The following is an 18841-nucleotide window of genomic DNA, read 5'->3' as shown; positions in this document are numbered from 1 at the left end:
GCCATGAGCTCAAAATATAAATCGCTCAAAGAAGAATGTTACGAAGCTAACATGGAACTCAATGCCCTGGGACTGGTAATATACACCTTTGGTAATGTAAGTGCGGTGGACAGGGATAATGCCGTTTTTGCCATAAAGCCCAGCGGGGTACCCTACGAGACCCTAAAGCCCGAGGATATTGTGATCATGGATTACGATAATAATGTGGTCGAGGGCAGCTTAAGGCCGTCATCCGATACCAAAACACATAGTTACCTCTATAAAAACTGGGAAAATATCGGGGGAGTGGCCCACACCCATGCGATGTATTCCGTTTCTTGGGCTCAGGCGCAAATGGATATTCCAATTTTTGGAACAACACATGCTGATCATTTAACTCAAGATATTCCTTGTGCCCCGCCAATGGCAGATGAACTTATCGAAGGAAACTATGAGCATAATACGGGAATACAAATCTTGGATTGCTTTAAGGAAAGAAATTTGGATTACAATGAGGTGGAAATGGTTCTGATCGGAAACCATGGTCCATTTGCATGGGGCAAAAATGCTGCAAAGTCGGTTTACAATACCAAAGTATTGGAAACAGTGGCCCAAATGGCCTACCTAACCTTGCAGATTAATCCACAAGCATCAAGATTAAAAGAGTCACTAATAAAAAAACATTACGAGCGTAAACACGGTAAAAACGCCTATTACGGTCAATAAATAAATTACGGTAAATGAAAATATCAAAAAAAGAGATCTGGTTTGTAACAGGAAGTCAACATTTGTATGGACCAGAGACTTTAAAACAAGTGGCCAGCAATTCCAAAGGAATTGTGGATGGATTGAATGAAGCTGGAAAGCTACCTGTTTCTTTGGTTTTTAAACCTATTGTTACTAAGCCGGATGAAATAACTGCCCTTTGTCTCGAGGCAAGCAACGCCCCTACCTGTATTGGGGTCGTAACGTGGATGCATACTTTTTCTCCTGCAAAAATGTGGATAGCAGGGCTTAAGATATTAAGCAAGCCATTATGTCATTTACATACGCAATTTAATGCTGAAATTCCATGGGAAAACATTGATATGGACTTTATGAACCTGAACCAATCCGCTCACGGAGATCGTGAGTTTGGTTTTATGGTGTCCAGAATGCGTAAAAATCGCAAAGTTGTGGTTGGTCATTGGAAAGATCAGCGCGTTCAAAATAAACTATCGGTTTGGGCAAGAACAGCTTTGGGTGCCGATGAATTGAAGCATATGAAAGTAGCCCGTATTGGTGATAATATGCGTGAAGTTGCGGTTACCGAAGGCGACAAGGTTGCTGCTCAAATGCGTTTTGGTGTGGCTGTAAACGGATATGATTCTTCCGACATTACCAATATTATTGATGGTTTGGACCAAAAAACTGTAAATCAATTAATCGAGGAATACGAAGCCAGCTACCATTTGTCGGAATCGCTTCAAAAAAATGGAGCCCAACGTCAATCTTTGATAGATTCAGCTAAAATAGAATTGGGACTAAGGACCTTTTTGGATGAAGGTGGATTCAAGGCCTTTACTGATACTTTCGAGAATCTTGGTGCCTTAAAACAATTACCTGGTCTTGCAGTTCAACGTTTAATGGCCGATGGCTATGGTTTTGGAGGGGAAGGAGATTGGAAAACCGCCGCATTGACCAGAACAATGAAGGTAATGGCTGAAGGATTGGAAGGTGGAACTTCGTTTATGGAGGACTATACCTATCACTTCACTCCTGAAAAGGATTATGTTCTGGGATCCCACATGTTGGAGATTTGTTCGTCCATTGCAAGTGCAAAACCTTCTTGTGAAGTACACCCTTTGGGCATTGGCGGTAAAGAAGATCCTGTTAGGTTGGTTTTTGATTCCCCGGCAGGGGATGCATTGAACGCTTCATTGGTAGATATGGGCAACAGGTTCCGTTTGATCGTAAACGAAGTGGAAGCTGTGGAACCAATGGCCGATTTGCCAAAATTACCGGTGGCTCGTGTACTTTGGGATCCCAAACCAAATCTGGATATTGCCGCAACTGCTTGGATTCATGCGGGAGGAGCACACCATACCGTATATACCCAAGCATTGACCACCGAATATATGGAAGATTTCGCCGATATTTTCGGAATAGAACTTTTGGTAATAGATTCGGATACGAAACTGAGAGCATTTAAAGATCAACTCCATGCCAACGAAGCATATTATCACCTGTTTCAACATGGGATGTAATTAACCAACAAAACTATAATGATGAGAATAGCCAAACCTTTTATATTGTACCCGGTTTTGCTTTTGGTCTTTATGATAGGCTGTAAGCAAAACAAAAAAGAAAACCAGTCAGAAATAGAGATGGAAAAGACAGAGAATAGACCGAACCCAATCGAGGAAACCAGCTTTGGTATAATGCCCGATGGCACAGAAGTGAAGAAATTCACCTTGAAGAATGAGGGAGGAACAGAAGTGGACGTCATTACCTATGGAGGTATCATAACCCGATGGACAGCTCCTGATAGAAATGGATTTTATGATGATGTTGTATTGGGTTTTGACAATCTGAATCAATATCTGGAAGGAAGCCCATACTTCGGGGCGCTCATTGGAAGATATGGAAACCGCATTGCAAAAGGGAAATTCTCCTTGGATGGGGAAACCTATACCTTGGCAACCAACGATGGGGACAACCACCTACACGGAGGGGAAAAAGGTTTCGATAAAGTCGTATGGGAAGCCACACCGAAAAACGACGAAGAAGGCGCTGTTTTGGTATTGACCTACACCAGTGAAGATGGGGAAGAGGGTTACCCTGGAAAATTGGATGTAAAAGTAACCTACACCCTTACCAATGATAATGCCCTTGACATTCAATATGAAGCGGTTACCGATAAGCCTACCGTTGTAAACTTAACACAGCACAGTTATTTTAATCTGTCAGGGCTACTTTCCAAGCCAGTGTTAGATCACGAGATCTATTTAAATGCCGATACCTATCTACCTGTCGATGGAGGTTTGATACCAACTGGAGAATATAGACCAGTCGCTGGAACACCTTTCGATTTTACAGAGCCAAAATTAATTGGTAAAGAAATAGAAGTGGATAACGAACAATTGAAACTCGGTAAAGGATATGATCACTGCTGGGTTCTCAATAAAGGGGAAGAAGATTTAAGGATGGTTGCCTCGGCGTATCACAAAAAAACCGGACGTTTTATGGAGGTGTACACCAATGAGCCGGGCATCCAGTTTTACAGCGGAAACTTTTTGGATGGCACCTTGCCCGCAAAAGGAGGAGGTACCTATGTAAAACGTTCAGGGTTCTGTTTGGAAACCCAACATTATCCCGATAGTCCCAACCAGTCGGACTTTCCTTCAGTAAGGCTAAATCCTGGAGAAAAGTATACTTCGAGGACCATGTATAAATTATCAACCAAATAAAATTAACTGCTATGCAGACACTGGATACTTTTGATTGGGTAGCAATATCCCTATACTTTTTGGTCCTTTTCGGAATTGCATTATGGGTAATTCGGAAGAAAGAGAACAATACCGAAGACTATTTTTTGGCCGGTAGAAATGTAGGATGGTTCGTTGTCGGAGCGTCTATTTTTGCTTCGAATATAGGATCGGAACACGTTGTGGGACTGGCTGGAGCTGGAGCTGGGGACCGTTTGCCCATGCTGATCTACGAAATACAGGCTTGGGTAGTTTTAATTTTGGGATGGGTATTTCTTCCCTTTTATGCACGGGCGGGAGTTTTTACCATGCCCGAGTTCTTGGAAAAACGTTTTGATGCCAGGGCAAGATGGATTCTTTCCGTATTCTCCATTGTTGCCTATGTGCTCACTAAAATTTCCGTGACCATTTATGCAGGAGGTATTGTGGTTTCCGCACTCTTGGGCATTGATTTTTGGACAGGGGCCATTGCAACCGTGGTACTGACCGGAATTTATACGGTACTTGGAGGAATGCGTGCCGTGGTTTATACCGAAACCTTACAGGCCATTATTTTGGTGATTGGAGCTGCGGTCCTGACCTTTATTGGCCTAGATCATGTAGGTGGATGGGAAAGTATGAAACAAACGGTAACCCCAGAGTACCTGAACATGTGGAGATCTGCGTCGGATCCGGACTTTCCGTGGCCGCCCCTATTGATTACCAGTACTATTACGGGTATTTGGTATTGGTGTACCGACCAATATATTGTTCAGCGTGCATTGACGGCTAAAAATATAAAAGAAGGTAGAAGAGGTACCATTTTTGGAGCTTTGTTGAAATTGTTGCCCGTATTTTTATTCTTGATTCCAGGTGTGATTGCACTTACATTAAAAATGAGGGGGGAATTAGACTGGGATAGTCCAGATCAGGCATTCCCTGTTTTGATGAGCAATTTATTGCCATCAGGACTTAGAGGGTTGGTTGCGGCAGGTCTATTGGCAGCCCTGATGAGCTCATTGGCATCTGTATTTAATTCTTGTTCTACTTTGTTCACAGTAGATATCTACAAAAAATTGAGGCCCAATACACCAGAGAAAAAATTGGTAAGAACAGGTCAAATAGCAACGGTGATCGTTGTAATTATTGGTATTGTTTGGATTCCTATAATGGCCAATATTTCTGGTGTACTTTATGAATACCTACAAAGTGTCCAATCTTATATTGCACCTCCGATTACCGCAGTGTTCCTATTGGGCATTTTCCATAAACGCATTAATTCACAAGGTGCGTTTGTGACCATGGTCGTTGGATTTATTGTTGGCGCTTTAAGAATAATTCTTGAATTGGTTAAAGATTCATTAGATTCGGAAAGTTTCTGGTTCCTTTTGGGCGATATGAACTTTTTGTCCTTTGCGGCATGGTTCTTCCTTTTCTGTATTATCCTGATATTGGTCGTGAGCTATGCTACCGCACCACCTTCGGACGAAAAACTGAAGAATCTTACGTATGCTACTATTTCTGACGAAGAAAGAAAGAAGAACAAAAGCAGTTACAATTGGAAGGATATTGCGATTTCCGTAATCATTGTTGCAATTGTAGCTTATGTGATGATATGGTTCAACGGTAAATGATACGATTAAAAAAATATGATAAAAGTAATGCTCCTTTTTAAGGGGCATTTTTTTATGGATAAACTGACCTCAAGGTTTTTATTTAAAAAGATGGATTGACCAATATCATTTTTTGCCAGCTTGTAGGGATATATCTTTGAGAAAAGCGAGACGGCCATGAAAACCATATTGATTCCTACCGATTTTTCTAAGAATTCCTTGCATGCCCTGCAATATGCTAAAGAATTGTTTAAATGTGAGCGAGCTTGTTTTTTTGTCTTGCATGCTTATGGAGAGGAAGTTTATGGTGAATTTAAAACAGCAGCATCGGAGGAAATTGAGAAACTCAAAAAGGAAAAAAAGGAGCAAACCGAAAAAAAGTTGGATGAATTGGTCAATGCTGTAATTGGAGAGCCACCAAACCCATTGCATAATTTTGAGACGGTAGCGAGTTTTGATAATCTTGTTGATGGTGTCAACGACTTTGTTGATGAAATGAACATTGACTTGGTTGTTATGGGAACCAAAGGGGAGACCAGTAACCACAAAACCACATTTGGGAGCTATACCATCGAAATTTTTAAGTATGTCAAATGTCCGGTACTTGCCATACCTAAAGATTTTGAATATAGACAACCCAAATCCATACTTTTCCCCACAGATTATTTACTTCCCTACAAGCGAAGGGAACTAAAACTTTTGGGTGACTTGGCCGGGAAATTTAAATCCAAGGTTCACTGTTTGTACATTACCGATTTTGATGAGCTCAGTCCAAGACAAGAGGATAACAGATTGTTTCTGGAGGAGACCCTTACCAAACCCTATCTATATTTTGAGACAACTCCTATTAAAAACAAGGCAGAGGTTATTATGGAGCAGATAGAGAAGAAAGAATCCGGAATGCTCGTAATGATGAACTCTAGACACTCCTTTTTTGAGGATATGCTCTATCGATCAACCGTAGACTTACTTGGCCTAAAAATCAAAATACCATTTATGGTAATGCAAAACTTAAATAGGTGAACAATGAAAAAGAAACGCATCATATTGCCAACGGATTTTTCCAATAATTCTTGGAATGCCATTGAATACGCTTTGATCGTTTTTAAAGATGTACCCTGTGATTTCTTTATCCTGAATTCTTATCAGGTCGGTGCCTCGGGATTGTCAACCAAAATGGCCGGTGCCAACGATACCCGCTTATATAATTTAATCAAGGAACAATCCGAGCGGGATTTAAAAAGGGATTTGGAAAAAATCAAAAAACTGGATAAGAATCCCGAGCATAAATTTATTGCTAGGTCTGTTGCCGATACCCTTGTCAACGCCATAGGAAAAACGGTATATAATGAAGAAATAGATTACATCATAATGGGTACCAAGGGGTCGTCTGGATTAAAAGAAGTTTTTATAGGAAGCAATACCTATAATGTAATTAAGGATATTGATTTCTGCCCAATCATAGCCGTACCTGATGATTATCGTCCAGATGGAAAAATTGACGCCATATTACTGGCAACGGGTTATGAACACCTTTTTGAAAACTACGAATTAAAGCCAGTGTTGAGCTTAGCCGAACATTTTAATGCTAAACTGTGGATTACACATATAGGAACTTTGGACGAGCTTACTTCGAAGCAAAAGGCCTCCAAGCTTGCATTGGAAAAGCGCCTTAAGTCGGTAAACTATGAGTTTGTGGAGATAGAAAAAGATACCTCGGTTAACCAGACCATTCAAAAAGTTGTAGACATGGACAGGACGATTGATATGGTAGTAATGATCAATCAAGACCATTCATTCTTCGAAAGATTGACACGTGAACCTGTTATCAAAAAAGTGACCTTTAATACAAAAGTGCCATTTTTGGTCATTCACTTATTTATGTAAAAAGCTGCGCAAGCTTATAAGAATGACTTTGCCAATTGTACAATTTCCCCTTTTTGTAATACTCCGGATTTTCTCCAGAGTTGTTCCCCATTCTTAAAGAATATCATAGTGGGCACACCTCTAACCTGATATGTGTTGGCTAGGTTTTGGTTCTTATCGACATCTATCTTTACAATTTTTAAAGAATCGCCCATTTCGTCTTTTACCTGTTTTAAAATAGGAGCCAACATCTTACATGGACCGCACCACTCAGCTGAAAAATCGATAAGTGTTAATTGGTCTTTATTGATCAAAGCTGAAAAATTTCCTTTCATCGTTCTAAAATTAAATACTGCAATTTAAAAAAATGTGTCTTTTTCTAAAGTGACTTATGTCACCTTAAGCTTGAGAAGCTTTGATAGGTTTTGATGGAATACTTTTTCTATCTTTAACCACTGCACAACTAAACAAACTACTTTTAACATGCATACAAAAATCACTGGATTTATTATCGCGCTATTGGTAATGGTGTCCTGCAAGAATGAGAAGAAAAAAGAGGAAACCGATACTTGGCGAACAAAAAAGGCCGCAGTGGAAAACGCTACCCATAATCAATTGTTGGATGTGGAAAAGGAGCAGGGCTGGGAATTGTTGTTTGATGGTGAAACTATGGACGGATGGCACTTGTACAATGATCCAAATGCTAATTCGGTTTGGGAGGTAGTTGATGGTGAACTGCATAGTAATACCAATGATGAATCCTTGACAGCTGGTGATTTGGTTTCAGATAAGTCCTTTTCCAACTACGAACTTTCGCTGGAATGGAAGATATCCGCAAATGGAAATAGTGGGATTTTTATTAATGTACAGGAATTGGCAGAGGTGCCTACGGCTTGGCAAAGTGGTCCCGAATATCAGATTTTGGGAGCGGATCATATGGATTACGATGTTTCGGAAAAACGACCCGGCTGCCTTTATGCTTTCTTGCCACAACAAAACAAGGTGGAGGTAAAGCAAGGGGAGTGGAATAAGACTCGGATAAAACAAGTGGACGGTAAAATAGAATTCTACTTAAATGGAGTTCTTACTGCAGAACAAAATTTAGGTTCTCCCGAATGGAAAGAAATGATTGCCGAGACCCACTTCTCCAAATATCCTGAGTTTGGTAAAACCACAGAAGGCAAAATAGCATTGCAATACTGGTATTTTGAAACATGGTTCCGAAACATAAAGATTAGGGAGTTGTAAGGAATTTAAAATAGGACTATGGGTCCCATCTTTTTCTTCTTAATAGAACTTTGGCATAGTCCCTTCCCAATTTGTCACCATAATCTTCGTAGGAGCGTTGAGCCCATTTAAGGGCAAGGTCGGTATTTCCCAGCACCTCGTGGGCAACGGCTATGTTATACGCTGCCCTGCCAGCAGATTTGCTAGATCGGTCATCGGCAATTTCAGTCCAAATTTCTATGGCTTCTTTCCAATTGGCTACCTCCGTTCTTCTCCATGCGGCATCAAAAATGCGTTTATCTCTTCCTTTCCCTTTTTTGTACATATCTCTTCTAACCCTGTAAAAACTTGGAAAGAATCTACTAGTATAGTCCATCCCTGAGGCATAGGCCGTTTCGGGCAATGCATTAACTGGAATGGCGCCGTTTGCCAAATTAAAATCCATTAAATGTGTTTGTTGAAATTGATCGATTATAGTTTTGCTGGCTGGATCATAAAGTCTCCAATAGCTTTTAATGTTCACACGGGCACGACTTGGAATTTGGCCACTCGCTTTACCAGTTTGTAAAACCGAGGTGACTTGTTCTATGGCAGTGTTTATCACAAAGTCTGAATTGGAGTCAAAGGTTTCCAAAACCAATAGGGCATCAGCTTCTGATTCATCACAGATTTCATTGACCTTGTCCCAACTAAGGACTTCTGGGGTTTGTCTGGTTCCGGTACCGTACAATCGTGTTTTTGAAGGTATCACCAACCTAATCGGGCTTCTGTTTTGAAAACCGTCAAAAACCCCTTTGATGGCTTCATCCGAGGCTAGTTTGTCGGAACCTATTATTTCTCCAGTCGCTATAGACTCCAGTGTTCTGTTCGAGTTATCTTCTTCTTTGGTCAAAGAGCGGTTTACTATTGCGATATCATCAATATCCTTGGATAAAACCATCTCTGGTTCTTGGGGGTAATCAAGATAAACATATCCTGAACTGGCACAGGAAACCATACTAAAGGTGATTATGGAAAGCAGTAAAAGGTTGAAATTTTTCATAATTGTAAGGTTTTGGGAAATGATTAAATACAACAAACGTGCCATTGCAAAATATGGATAGTTTTTCCACACTTTACAACGTAGTAGTATCTGTTTTATTTTCAAGGCGTTAGATTGTTTGAAAAAGAAAAAAGTGAGCGCGTTTGGGATGCTCTTTTTACATGGTGAAGTTTATTTCATATATAAATAATCCCACTATGTTCTTTAGGTAATTTTTGCCCATTGTACATTCTCATTCTATGGACCATCATTGGGACTCAATTTAGTTATGATGGAAGTAATATAGTTGTGTTGATAACGCAATAGTAACCTGCAAAATTTGTAGCTTTACTACAGCTATTCCAAGAATAATTATGGATACAACCTTTCCGTTAACAGCTGGACTTATTGCTTCCATTCTTCATGTTATTGCGGGTCCGGATCATTTGGCGGCAGTGGCGCCCTTTGCCATAGAATCAAAACGAAAGGCTTGGAAAATTGGACTGTTCTGGGGTATTGGACATTTGGTGGGTATGATTGCCATCGGTTTGCTGTTCGCCGTATTCAGGGAAATTATTCCAGTTGATGAGATTTCTAACTACAGTGAGCAATTGGTAGGCTTTGTATTGGTAGGAATTGGTTTTTGGGCTTTGTACAGAATTTTCAAAAAGAGAAAAAATCACAAGCATTTGCATGTCCATGCAGAAAATGCACCTGTAATCCATTCCCATGAACACCAACATGACCATAACAGTTCCCATCACCATGTACATAATGAGAAATTGAGACAGAACAATTTAGCATCTTTTTCTGTGGGTATATTACATGGTTTGGCCGGTATTTCCCATTTTTTGTTATTCCTTCCCGTGTTGGGTTTTGAAACACAATCTGACTCGATAGCTTATGTCATTGGTTTTGGAGCAGGAATCCTTGTTGCGATGGTAACATTTGCCTTCGTCATTGGTAAGGTGTCGTCCATTGTCAAAAATGGACATAGCGATATGTTTTTCAATGGTATCCGAATGGCAGGTGGACTCTTTGCCATTGTCATCGGGATTTATTGGATTTTTAGCACTTAACAGATTCGTGGCAATTGCTCCCCAATCATTGGAGTGACCATTCGCTTTCCCCCAATAACACTGTGCATTACTACTTTTTTGGGATGTTGCTGGGTGAATTCACCGATACAGGAGGCTCTTGCCCCTTTTTCATCTTTTTTCATCAATTCGAGAACAGCATCAGCCACTTCTGCATCGACAATAGTCACAAAAATACCTTCATTGGCAACAAATAAAGGGTCCAGACCCAAAATTTCACAAGCTGCTGCCACTTGATCATCCAAAGGTATTTCGGTTTCTTTGATGGAAACTCCCAATTCGGTATCGCTGGCTATTTCTGAAAGTACACTGGCCAACCCGCCTCGAGTTGGATCTCGGAACAAATGGATTTTATCTCCAAAGCCATCCAAAAGATCATTTACTAAAAAGTTGAGGTTGGTAGTATCGCTTTCAATGGTCGATTCAAATTCAAGACCATCCCGTTGCGACATAATGGCCATTCCGTGCTGTGCAATTGGACCACTGATGATAATTTTATCTCCTGCCTTTATTTTATATGGAGAAATATGTGCTTCGGGATGCACCTTTCCAAATCCTGTGGTATTGATGAAGATTTTATCACCTTTACCACGCTCTACAACCTTGGTGTCTCCGGTAATGATCTGTACACCGGCCCGATCTGCTGTTTCTTTTATGGATTTCACAATTTTCACAAAATCCTCCATGGGCAAGCCTTCTTCAACAACAAAGGCCAATGAAAGAAATTTGGGATTCGCACCGCACATGGCCACATCGTTCACGGTTCCGTTTACAGCTAGCTCACCAATGTTCCCGCCTTTGAAAAATATGGGAGATACTACAAAGCTATCTGTGGAAATGGCCATTTCACCATCTACTTTGATAATAGAACCATCATGTTTTTGGTCCAGATAGGGATTGCTGAAAGTTTCAAAAATGATATGGTCCAACAAATCACGGGTCATTAATCCCCCGCTTCCGTGTCCCAAGTTGATGGTATCGTATCCAATATCTTTATTGCCCATGGTTAGGATGTGATTAAGTCGTTTGAAAAATGATAATAGGCGGCACAGGCACCTTCAGATGACACCATGGGTGCTCCCAAGGGGTTGGAGGGAGTGCAAGCCTTTCCAAATTGTTCACATTGGTGCGGTTTTTTGATACCTTTCAGAATCTGACCAGCAATGCACGCTGAATTTTCCGGAGTTGTTATGGAACTGATTTTAAATTTGGTCTCGGCATCAAAATCAAGGAATTCTTTTTTAAGGCGGTAGCCGCTATTGGGTATCGAACCGATGCCTCGCCATTCCCGATCGGCTATTTCAAAAACAGCTTCCATCATTTTTTTTGCTTCAACATTTCCTTCTTCCTTTACCACTCGGGAATATTGGTTTTCCAATTTGTACTCACCTTTTTCCAGTTGTAACAAGGCCATATAGATTCCTTGAACTAAATCCAAAGGCTCAAATCCAGTTATCACTATAGGGATTTTGTATTTTTCAACCAACGGATAATATTCTTTCATTCCCATTATGGCACAAACATGACCTGCGCCAAGAAATGCATCAATGGTACATAGTTCGTCATCCAAAATTCCTTCCATGGCCGGGGGAACAAGTACATGCGAGACCAAAATGGAATAATTGGTGACGTTTTCCTTTTTGGCGTGCAAAACTGAAAGTGCATTGGCTGGTGCCGTTGTTTCAAAACCAACAGCAAAAAACACAACTTCTTTATCGGGATGCTGTTTGGCAATATTTACAGCTTCCAAAGGTGAATATAAAATACGCAGGTCTCCACCACCTGCTTTGGCTTCCAAAAGACTTTTTTTGCTGCCCGGCACACGTACCATATCGCCGAATGAACATACGATTACTCCATTTTCCAACAATTCAATGGCCTTGTCTATTAAGTTGAGGGGCGTAACACAAACCGGACAGCCTGGACCATGTATCATTCGAACATTTTCTGGCAGCAGGTTAATGATGCCATTTTTCACCAGTCCATGCGTCTGCCCACCACAGATTTCCATGATGTTCCATGTTTGGGTGGCGGTTTTCTCGATAAGGTCCAAATATTGTTTGGTCGCCTCCAGATTTCTATATTCGCTCAAATACTTCATCTTTCAATTTTTATGTGTTGATGGTACATAAGTTGCCCGAAAGAAATGTTTTCATCGTTAGGACTTAAGTTACGATTAAAATATAGTTTGTAATTGTCCTCTGATATTTCTTTTATCATATCGGCCAAAACGGTGTTTTGAAATACACCACCGCTCATGGCAATCTCCTTGATGTCCAATTGTTCTGCCATTTTGATGATGATGTTTGCTAGGGTATACAGAAAATTACTGATTATTTCTTCTTTCCCTTTACGGTTTTTAAAATCGATATAAAGATTATTGAACAGTTTTTTGGTAGGGACCATTCCATTTACGATTTCTGATACGTAGGTTTTGCAATTTTCAAGTTCATAATCCCCAATTTGATTTTCCAAAAGAATGGCGGCCTCGCCTTCATAGGTATTAAAATCGCAAAGGTTGAGGAGCGATGCGACAGCGTCAAAAAGTCGGCCCACCGATGAGGTTTTTAGGGGTTCTTTTTTCTTTAAATGGTGATAAATCGCCATTTCTTCTTCTGAAAATTTTTGACTGATTTCACTCTGCATTGTATCATTTGCCAAAGAAAAAAATGATAATCTAGGTTCTGTGGCCATTTTGTCCCCGGCCAACCAATCGTAATAGTCAAAATGCCCTACCCGTGTCATTTCCCTATTTTGATAGTTGAAAAACTCGCCGCCCCAAATTTGCGAATCATCTCCAAAACCGGTTCCATCCCAAACTACGCCCATAATGGCCGATTTTTTATCAAAAAGCGCATGCTCTCCCAAGACTGAAGCAAAATGGGCTTTGTGATGCTGAACTTGGTAAAAATCCACCTTTGATTTGTTGGCAAGCTCAATACCATGTCGGGTGCTGTTGTACCCAGGATGTTTGTCCACCAGAACGACTTCGGGTGATTCTTCAAACAGTTCCATAAACCTTTCTGTGGTTTTTATATAGCGTTCAAAGACATCAAAATGGTCCAGGTTTCCCAAATATTGACTGATGTAGAGATAATCGTTGGGCAAAAAAGCAATGGTACTTTTCAGGTGACCGCCCATGGCCATAATTTTTTTATCGGTACTGATATCGGCATCAAAATTGGGGCTGAGCCCTCTTGATCGTCTAAAGATGATTTTTTCATCGTACCGAGCACTAAACTTGACCACGGAATCATCTTGTGGATTAGTGATTTTTAAATCATGGTCCAAGAAATAATCGGCAACTTCACATAACTCCTCATGTGCCATTTTCTCCTCACTGATAATTGGGGATGCATGTATGTTGCCACTTGTCGCTACGATTGGAATCTCCAGTTCAGTAGCCAACAAGTGCAAGATGCCAGAGTAGGGGAGCATAATACCCAGTTGATTAAGATTGGGAGCAAGTTCATCCAAAGCCAAATTACCTTTGAAATCGGTTTTGGGAATAATCACGATGGGACTTTCAGGAGAGGTCAGTATTTTCTCTTGAATCTGGTTAATTTTCAAATGCTGTTTTAGCAAAGAAACCGATGGATATAGAATGGCGAACGGTTTCGTGGGCCGGTTTTTTCTATCTCGCAGTTTTTTGATTACTTCTGGATTGTTCGCATCGCAACACAGCAAATAACCGCTCGTATTTTTAATGGCCAGGATGTTGCCTGCTTTGATCAGTTCTGCAGTTTTTTCTAAAATGTTGTTTGTTGAAATCGGCATCCCATCTGCGGAGGAGAGCTTAAGTTCGATCCCACAATCGGAACAGGTGTTGTTTTGCGAATGGAATCGCCTGTCCGATGGATTTGTGTATTCGTCTGCGCAGGTATTGCACATTTCAAACGATTCTAGATTGGTGTGATTTCTTTCAAACGGGAATGAATTTGTTATGGCCCATCTAGGACCACAATTCACACAAGTTGTAAAAGGGTAGTGGTAGCGTCTATTGTTTTTATCAGTTACTTCTTTTTTACAATCATCACAAATAGCAAAATCGGGCGTTAGTTGTAAGTTTAATTTTCCTGATTTTATGGAAGGAACAATTGAAAATCCATCAAAACTTTGATAGTCTGTTTCATGGAGATGATGTTCCTTTATTTTCGACACTTTTGGAGGATTGCTCATCAATGATTCATAAAAGGACCGAACCACATCAGGTTCACCGGTAAGATTAATAATGACGCCTTCCTCATTATTGGACACAGTGCCCTGTAATTGGAGTGTATTGGCCAATTTGAAGACATGGGGTCTAAACCCGACCCCTTGCACTCGACCGGTTACTGATATTTTATAAGTTTTGGACACCTTATGAAATTTGATCGTGCAAGGTTTCTGCCAACGACAAAATCTGTTCGATTGCTTCTGGAATGGCCTTTTCAACCTTTGGCGCCAATTCGGTGGTCATAGGGACTACTTGTTCAATGGATATGGTAAAGAGATAGAGGTCCGGTTGGTTTTCCATAAGGTAAACCGCTTCTATCATATCTTTTAAACCAACATCATGAACGCTTAAAGCAGATGGAAAGTCACTTGCGAATTTTGGACGAATAAGAGAAACGGTCCCTTCTTCTTTACCATCCATGGTAGCATCAACAAAGATTATCTTGTTATAACTTTCAAAACAATTGAGCAGTAAAAAACCTCCTGTGCCACCATCGAGGATGTCAACATGGGGAGGCAACTCCAATTTGTCCATTTCTTGAATCAAATGCACCCCAACACCTTCGTCTCCCATTAAGAAGTTGCCCACCCCCAAAACTAAAATACTTCTTGATTTGTCTTTTTCAAAGAAAAAAGCATCACTGCTAATAGCAATAGGTTTTTTATCCAAATTAGATTTGGTTTGTGTTGATTGCGCCATTTTTTATGGTTTATTCTATGATTTCCAACTCCTCTTTATCAACAGGCTCCTCTATTTCTTCCTCTTCTTCTAACTTTTTAAGTCGTTCGTCACATACGAACTTATAACCTCCAAACATGGAAGATACTTCGCCTCTTCCTTCCAACCAATCATGATAGAAAACAAGATAGACATGGATTAGGGTGAAAAGGATGAAGAGCCACGTTGTTGTGTGATGGATGGTTCTTACTATAAAATCTCCTCCTAAAAATGGTACGACCCAACTGAACATTTTAGGCAACCACCAACCTGCGGTGGAGGAATAAAGTCCAAATCCCGTAAATACCTGAACCAAGGCCAATAAAAATAGCATCACATAAGAGAAAGCGGCCACACTGTTGTGACCTATACTGATATCTCGGATATCCGGTTTTTTTTCGTTGGCCAGAAATACATCCACTTTGATCACATGCAAAAAGTTGTGCCACATTTTCTTGCTAAAGGGCCAAAAGGCACGCCAACTGGAAAATCTGTTTCCTACAAATGACCAGTAGACTCTAAGGATCATATTGAAAAAGAAAACATAGGCCGTGGCAAAATGAATAAAGCGAACAGTGCCAAACCAGTAAAAATCACTGGCTTCTTTGTTTGATAATATCGCAGGTGGGTCTGCAATGATAAACCCTGTAACGGCTAATATAATAATGGACAGTACATTGATCCAGTGGAAAAACCGAACTGGAAGCTCCCAAACATATACTCGTCTAAATTTTCGTGTTTCCATGGCCTATCATTTTCTAGATTTCGCAGCTTGAAACGTTCTGTACTTGAGAAATATGTTTACCGTGCTCATCATACAAATGAACTGCACAGGCAATGCAGGGGTCAAATGAATGGATGGTGCGTATGATTTCCAATGGCAATTCCGGATCTGCAACTGGAGTACCCAATAAGGTGGATTCATATGCGGAACGTTGTCCTTTTGGATCTCGAGGAGATGCATTCCAAGTTGAGGGAACCACTAATTGGTAATTTTCCGTTTTACCATCCTTGATTTGTATCCAGTGACCAAGGGCTCCTCTAGGAGCTTCGGCAAAACCAACTCCTTTTGATTCACTCGGCCATGATTCAGGCTCCCATTTGTCCATATTGGCCATTCGGGAGTCTCCATTTTTAATGTTTTGTAATAAGGTGTCGTAAAACTCCATGGTCCAATTGGCGACCAATTGTGTTTCAATACCCCTTGCAGCTGTTCTTCCCAAAGTGGAGAACAGTGCCTCCACAGGAACATCCAAATGTCCTAAAGCACCGTTTACAGCTTCTTGGATTTCTTTGTTGCCTCGGGCATAGCCCACCAATAATCTGGACAGTGGTCCGACCTCCATGGGTTTACCTCTCCAGCGTGGTGTTTTAATGAAGCTGTATTTTTGACTTACATCCAATTGGTCATATGGTGGTTTTGGACCTGAATAGTTTATGTTGGTCTCACCGTCCCAAGGGTGTTTTCCATGGTCTTTTCCTTCGGAATATTCGTCATACCAAGAATTGTTTATGAATTCCGCGATATCGTCATTTCTGTGGTCAACGTCGTACACTTTGGACAAATCCCTGTCTAAAATAATACCCTGTGGAAATTTAAAGTTGGAGATGTCACCGTAACCATTGGTTGGGAAATCCCCATAGGACATATAGTTGCCAAATCCTTTGCCAATGGCACCCCAATCTTTATAAAATGAGGCAATGGCCAATAAATCGGGAATGTAGACCTGTTCTATAAATTGCTTTCCTTCTTCCAATAATCTTCCTACATAAGCCAGTCGTTCCGCATTTATGCCACCTGGACTTTCGGTATTGATAGCACAGGCCATACCGCCTACCAAGTAGTTGGGGTGTGGATTTTTACCTCCGAAAATGGTGTGGACCTTGACTATCTCTTTTTGCCATTCCAAGGCTTCTAGATAGTGGGCAACTGCCAAAAGGTTAACTTCTGGGGGCAATTTCATTTGGGGATGGCCCCAATAACCGTTTGCAAATATTCCCAGTTGCCCACTTTCAACAAACTTTGTGATTCTTTTTTTGATATCGGAAAAATACCCTGGCGAACTTTTGGGCCAGTTAGAGATACTTTGGGCCAGTTTGGAGGTTTCGGCGGGGTCTGCTTTTAATGCATTGACCACATCTACCCAATCCAACGCATGAAGATGATAAAAATGTACCGTATGGTCGTGCATATAAAGCGCACCTTCCATAATGTTCCGAACCATTTCGGCGTTGGGAGGGACCTCAATCCCCAAAGAATCTTCAACCGATCGTACAGAGGCCAATGCGTGTATGGTGGTACATACCCCACAGGCACGCTGAACAAATGCCCAAACATCCCTTGGGTCTCTTCCTTTGACAATGTTTTCAAGACCCCGAACCATTGGGCTGGAGCTATAGGCGTCGGTAATCTTACCATCTTTTACCTCTACCTCAATTCTTAAGTGCCCTTCAATCCTGGTAATGGGATCTACTACTATTCTATTTGCCATGATACTTTTATTAAGAATCTAGTTTCTTTTCATTTTGCTTGCCACGGTCAGTGCGGCTACGGAGTTCTTTCCTTTTGGAAATGTTGGCGGCAACGGCATGTACGGCCAATCCACCTGCAACTACACCTGCAGCAACCTTACCAATGGTGTCCGCAGTACTTTCGATGCCAAATCCGGCCAAACCGGTCAATCGTTCATAAAATGGACCATTGTCCCAAAAATCTTCTTCGCTGCAACCAATGCAGCCATGTCCTGATTGAATTGGGTAACTGACCCCATTGTTCCATTTGATGGTACCACAGGAGTTATAGGTCATTGGGCCACGGCAACCTACTTTGTATAAGCAATACCCATCTTTGGCATTTTGGTCGTCGAAGGTTTCTGCAAAAAGCCCGGCATCGTAATAAGGTCTTCTGTAGCAGGAATCATGTACTCTTTTTGAATAGAAAGCCTTGGGTCTGCCCAATCCATCCAATTCCGGTAAACGTCCAAAGGTGATCATGTGTACTATAATACCGGCCATGACCTCACCAATTGGAGGACAACCAGGAACTCGGATAATGGGTTTGTTCTTTATGATTTTGTGTATTGGAGTAGCTTCGGTAGGGTTCGGATATGCGGCTTGAACACATCCGTTGGAAGCGCAGCTTCCCCATGCAATAATCGCTTTGGCTCCTTCTGCAGCCTCGATTAAAAGGTCTTTAGCGGACCTGCCGGCAATACAGCAATAGTTACCATCATCACCTAACGGAACGGAGCCTTCCACACAAAGGATGTATTCTCCTTTGTATTTATCCATAGTAGCCTGTTTGGCGGCTTCGGCCTGATGCCCGGAGGCAGCCATTAAGGTTAGGGTGTAATCCAAAGAAATTTTATCAAGAATTATATCTGAAACAATCGGGTGGTCAGATCTAATAAACGATTCACTGCAGCAAGTGCATTCTTGGTAATGTTCCCAGATAACAGGAATTCGGTACGTGTTCTCCAAGGATTTGGCCACTTGACCGATCATTGAAGTTTCCAAGCCCATATAAGCAGCGATATAGGTGGCAAACTTCATAAAGTCCCTTCTGCTATATCCCTGTTTTATAATGCTTTCGTAATAGGTTTCTTTTACTGATTTTTCTGTTGCCATGGCCCAATTATTTAAACCTAAATTTTCATTTT

Annotated in this window: 17 protein-coding genes; 8 read left to right on the top strand and 9 right to left on the bottom strand. The window is 41.1% G+C overall.

The annotated features are described in order from the left end of the window. Positions 1-3: 3 nt before the first annotated feature. From ACQQ5U_RS12495 to ACQQ5U_RS12470, 6 genes are all read left to right on the top strand, one after another. Entirely contained in the window at positions 4-705 is a 702-nt protein-coding gene (locus tag ACQQ5U_RS12495; RefSeq protein WP_437397986.1) for an L-ribulose-5-phosphate 4-epimerase, read from the top strand. Positions 706-719: 14 nt separating this feature from the next. Beyond that, entirely contained in the window at positions 720-2225 is a 1506-nt protein-coding gene (gene araA / locus ACQQ5U_RS12490; protein WP_437397984.1) for an L-arabinose isomerase, read from the top strand. 18 nt (positions 2226-2243) lie between these two features. Next, on the top strand, positions 2244-3428 hold the full coding sequence (locus ACQQ5U_RS12485; RefSeq protein WP_437397983.1) for an aldose epimerase family protein: 1185 nt from the start codon (positions 2244-2246) through the stop codon (positions 3426-3428). A gap of 11 nt (positions 3429-3439) precedes the next feature. After that, entirely contained in the window at positions 3440-5059 is a 1620-nt protein-coding gene (locus ACQQ5U_RS12480) for a sodium:solute symporter (RefSeq protein WP_437397981.1), read from the top strand. 156 nt (positions 5060-5215) lie between these two features. Further along, on the top strand, positions 5216-6061 hold the full coding sequence (locus ACQQ5U_RS12475; RefSeq protein WP_437397979.1) for a universal stress protein: 846 nt from the start codon (positions 5216-5218) through the stop codon (positions 6059-6061). Positions 6062-6064: 3 nt separating this feature from the next. Further along, a complete protein-coding gene (locus ACQQ5U_RS12470) occupies positions 6065-6925 on the top strand; it encodes a universal stress protein (protein WP_437397977.1) in 861 nt (286 codons plus the stop codon). A gap of 14 nt (positions 6926-6939) precedes the next feature. On the opposite strand, the gene trxA is transcribed toward ACQQ5U_RS12470, so the two are convergent. Further along, a complete protein-coding gene (gene trxA / locus ACQQ5U_RS12465) occupies positions 6940-7239 on the bottom strand; it encodes a thioredoxin (RefSeq protein WP_100816133.1) in 300 nt (99 codons plus the stop codon). A gap of 148 nt (positions 7240-7387) precedes the next feature. Between trxA and ACQQ5U_RS12460 the strand changes: the two genes are divergently transcribed. Then, entirely contained in the window at positions 7388-8152 is a 765-nt protein-coding gene (locus ACQQ5U_RS12460; RefSeq protein WP_437397974.1) for a 3-keto-disaccharide hydrolase, read from the top strand. 16 nt (positions 8153-8168) lie between these two features. On the opposite strand, the gene ACQQ5U_RS12455 is transcribed toward ACQQ5U_RS12460, so the two are convergent. Then, positions 8169-9173, bottom strand: coding sequence for a DUF6340 family protein (locus tag ACQQ5U_RS12455; RefSeq protein WP_437397972.1), 1005 nt, complete (start codon positions 9171-9173; stop codon positions 8169-8171). 353 nt (positions 9174-9526) lie between these two features. On the opposite strand from ACQQ5U_RS12455, the gene ACQQ5U_RS12450 reads away from it, so the two are divergent. Beyond that, positions 9527-10231 carry a hypothetical protein gene (locus ACQQ5U_RS12450; RefSeq protein ID WP_437397970.1) on the top strand — a complete coding sequence of 235 codons (705 nt, stop codon included), beginning with the start codon at positions 9527-9529 and terminating at the stop codon, positions 10229-10231. On the opposite strand, the gene hypE is transcribed toward ACQQ5U_RS12450, so the two are convergent. The 7 genes from hypE to ACQQ5U_RS12415 are packed head-to-tail and all read right to left on the bottom strand — an operon-like array spanning position 10228 to position 18809. Then, positions 10228-11253: a hydrogenase expression/formation protein HypE gene (gene hypE / locus ACQQ5U_RS12445; RefSeq protein ID WP_437397968.1), complete on the bottom strand. Its 1026-nt coding sequence runs from the start codon at positions 11251-11253 to the stop codon at positions 10228-10230. The genes ACQQ5U_RS12450 and hypE overlap by 4 nt on opposite strands. Positions 11254-11255: 2 nt before the next feature. Then, complete coding sequence (gene hypD / locus ACQQ5U_RS12440; protein WP_437397967.1) at positions 11256-12350, bottom strand: hydrogenase formation protein HypD; 1095 nt, start codon at positions 12348-12350, stop codon at positions 11256-11258. Beyond that, positions 12347-14608 (bottom strand): carbamoyltransferase HypF, encoded by a 2262-nt coding sequence (gene hypF / locus ACQQ5U_RS12435; protein ID WP_437397965.1) that lies wholly within the window; start codon positions 14606-14608, stop codon positions 12347-12349. The genes hypD and hypF overlap by 4 nt, the downstream gene beginning before the upstream one ends. Before the next feature lies 1 nt (position 14609). Then, the gene (locus ACQQ5U_RS12430) at positions 14610-15164 is read right to left on the bottom strand and encodes a hydrogenase maturation protease (RefSeq protein WP_437397963.1); all 555 of its coding nucleotides are present in this window, start codon (positions 15162-15164) and stop codon (positions 14610-14612) included. 10 nt (positions 15165-15174) lie between these two features. Beyond that, complete coding sequence (gene cybH / locus ACQQ5U_RS12425) at positions 15175-15927, bottom strand: Ni/Fe-hydrogenase, b-type cytochrome subunit (RefSeq protein WP_437397961.1); 753 nt, start codon at positions 15925-15927, stop codon at positions 15175-15177. 13 nt (positions 15928-15940) lie between these two features. Continuing rightward, positions 15941-17674: a nickel-dependent hydrogenase large subunit gene (locus tag ACQQ5U_RS12420; RefSeq protein WP_437397959.1), complete on the bottom strand. Its 1734-nt coding sequence runs from the start codon at positions 17672-17674 to the stop codon at positions 15941-15943. Positions 17675-17684: 10 nt separating this feature from the next. Further along, the gene (locus ACQQ5U_RS12415; RefSeq protein ID WP_119606859.1) at positions 17685-18809 is read right to left on the bottom strand and encodes a hydrogenase small subunit; all 1125 of its coding nucleotides are present in this window, start codon (positions 18807-18809) and stop codon (positions 17685-17687) included. Positions 18810-18841: the final 32 nt, after the last annotated feature.

The organism is Flagellimonas lutimaris (genome assembly GCF_051494225.1).
Taxonomy (GTDB): Bacteria; Bacteroidota; Bacteroidia; order Flavobacteriales; family Flavobacteriaceae; genus Flagellimonas; species Flagellimonas lutimaris_A.
The sequence above is the reverse complement of the archived record's forward strand: the minus strand, read 5'-3'. Positions and strand labels throughout refer to the sequence as shown.

Excerpts from the sequence above, each read along its gene's own strand:
- ACQQ5U_RS12495 (WP_437397986.1), top strand. The coding sequence starts at position 4 with ATGAGCTCAAAATATAAATCGCTCAAAGAAGAATGTTACGAAGCTAAC.
- araA (WP_437397984.1), top strand. The coding sequence starts at position 720 with ATGAAAATATCAAAAAAAGAGATCTGGTTTGTAACAGGAAGTCAACAT.
- ACQQ5U_RS12485 (WP_437397983.1), top strand. The coding sequence starts at position 2,244 with ATGATGAGAATAGCCAAACCTTTTATATTGTACCCGGTTTTGCTTTTG.
- ACQQ5U_RS12480 (WP_437397981.1), top strand. The coding sequence starts at position 3,440 with ATGCAGACACTGGATACTTTTGATTGGGTAGCAATATCCCTATACTTT.
- ACQQ5U_RS12475 (WP_437397979.1), top strand. The coding sequence starts at position 5,216 with ATGAAAACCATATTGATTCCTACCGATTTTTCTAAGAATTCCTTGCAT.
- ACQQ5U_RS12470 (WP_437397977.1), top strand. The coding sequence starts at position 6,065 with ATGAAAAAGAAACGCATCATATTGCCAACGGATTTTTCCAATAATTCT.
- trxA (WP_100816133.1), bottom strand. The coding sequence starts at position 7,239 with ATGAAAGGAAATTTTTCAGCTTTGATCAATAAAGACCAATTAACACTT.
- ACQQ5U_RS12460 (WP_437397974.1), top strand. The coding sequence starts at position 7,388 with ATGCATACAAAAATCACTGGATTTATTATCGCGCTATTGGTAATGGTG.
- ACQQ5U_RS12455 (WP_437397972.1), bottom strand. The coding sequence starts at position 9,173 with ATGAAAAATTTCAACCTTTTACTGCTTTCCATAATCACCTTTAGTATG.
- ACQQ5U_RS12450 (WP_437397970.1), top strand. The coding sequence starts at position 9,527 with ATGGATACAACCTTTCCGTTAACAGCTGGACTTATTGCTTCCATTCTT.
- hypE (WP_437397968.1), bottom strand. The coding sequence starts at position 11,253 with ATGGGCAATAAAGATATTGGATACGATACCATCAACTTGGGACACGGA.
- hypD (WP_437397967.1), bottom strand. The coding sequence starts at position 12,350 with ATGAAGTATTTGAGCGAATATAGAAATCTGGAGGCGACCAAACAATAT.
- ACQQ5U_RS12430 (WP_437397963.1), bottom strand. The coding sequence starts at position 15,164 with ATGGCGCAATCAACACAAACCAAATCTAATTTGGATAAAAAACCTATT.
- cybH (WP_437397961.1), bottom strand. The coding sequence starts at position 15,927 with ATGGAAACACGAAAATTTAGACGAGTATATGTTTGGGAGCTTCCAGTT.
- ACQQ5U_RS12420 (WP_437397959.1), bottom strand. The coding sequence starts at position 17,674 with ATGGCAAATAGAATAGTAGTAGATCCCATTACCAGGATTGAAGGGCAC.
- ACQQ5U_RS12415 (WP_119606859.1), bottom strand. The coding sequence starts at position 18,809 with ATGGCAACAGAAAAATCAGTAAAAGAAACCTATTACGAAAGCATTATA.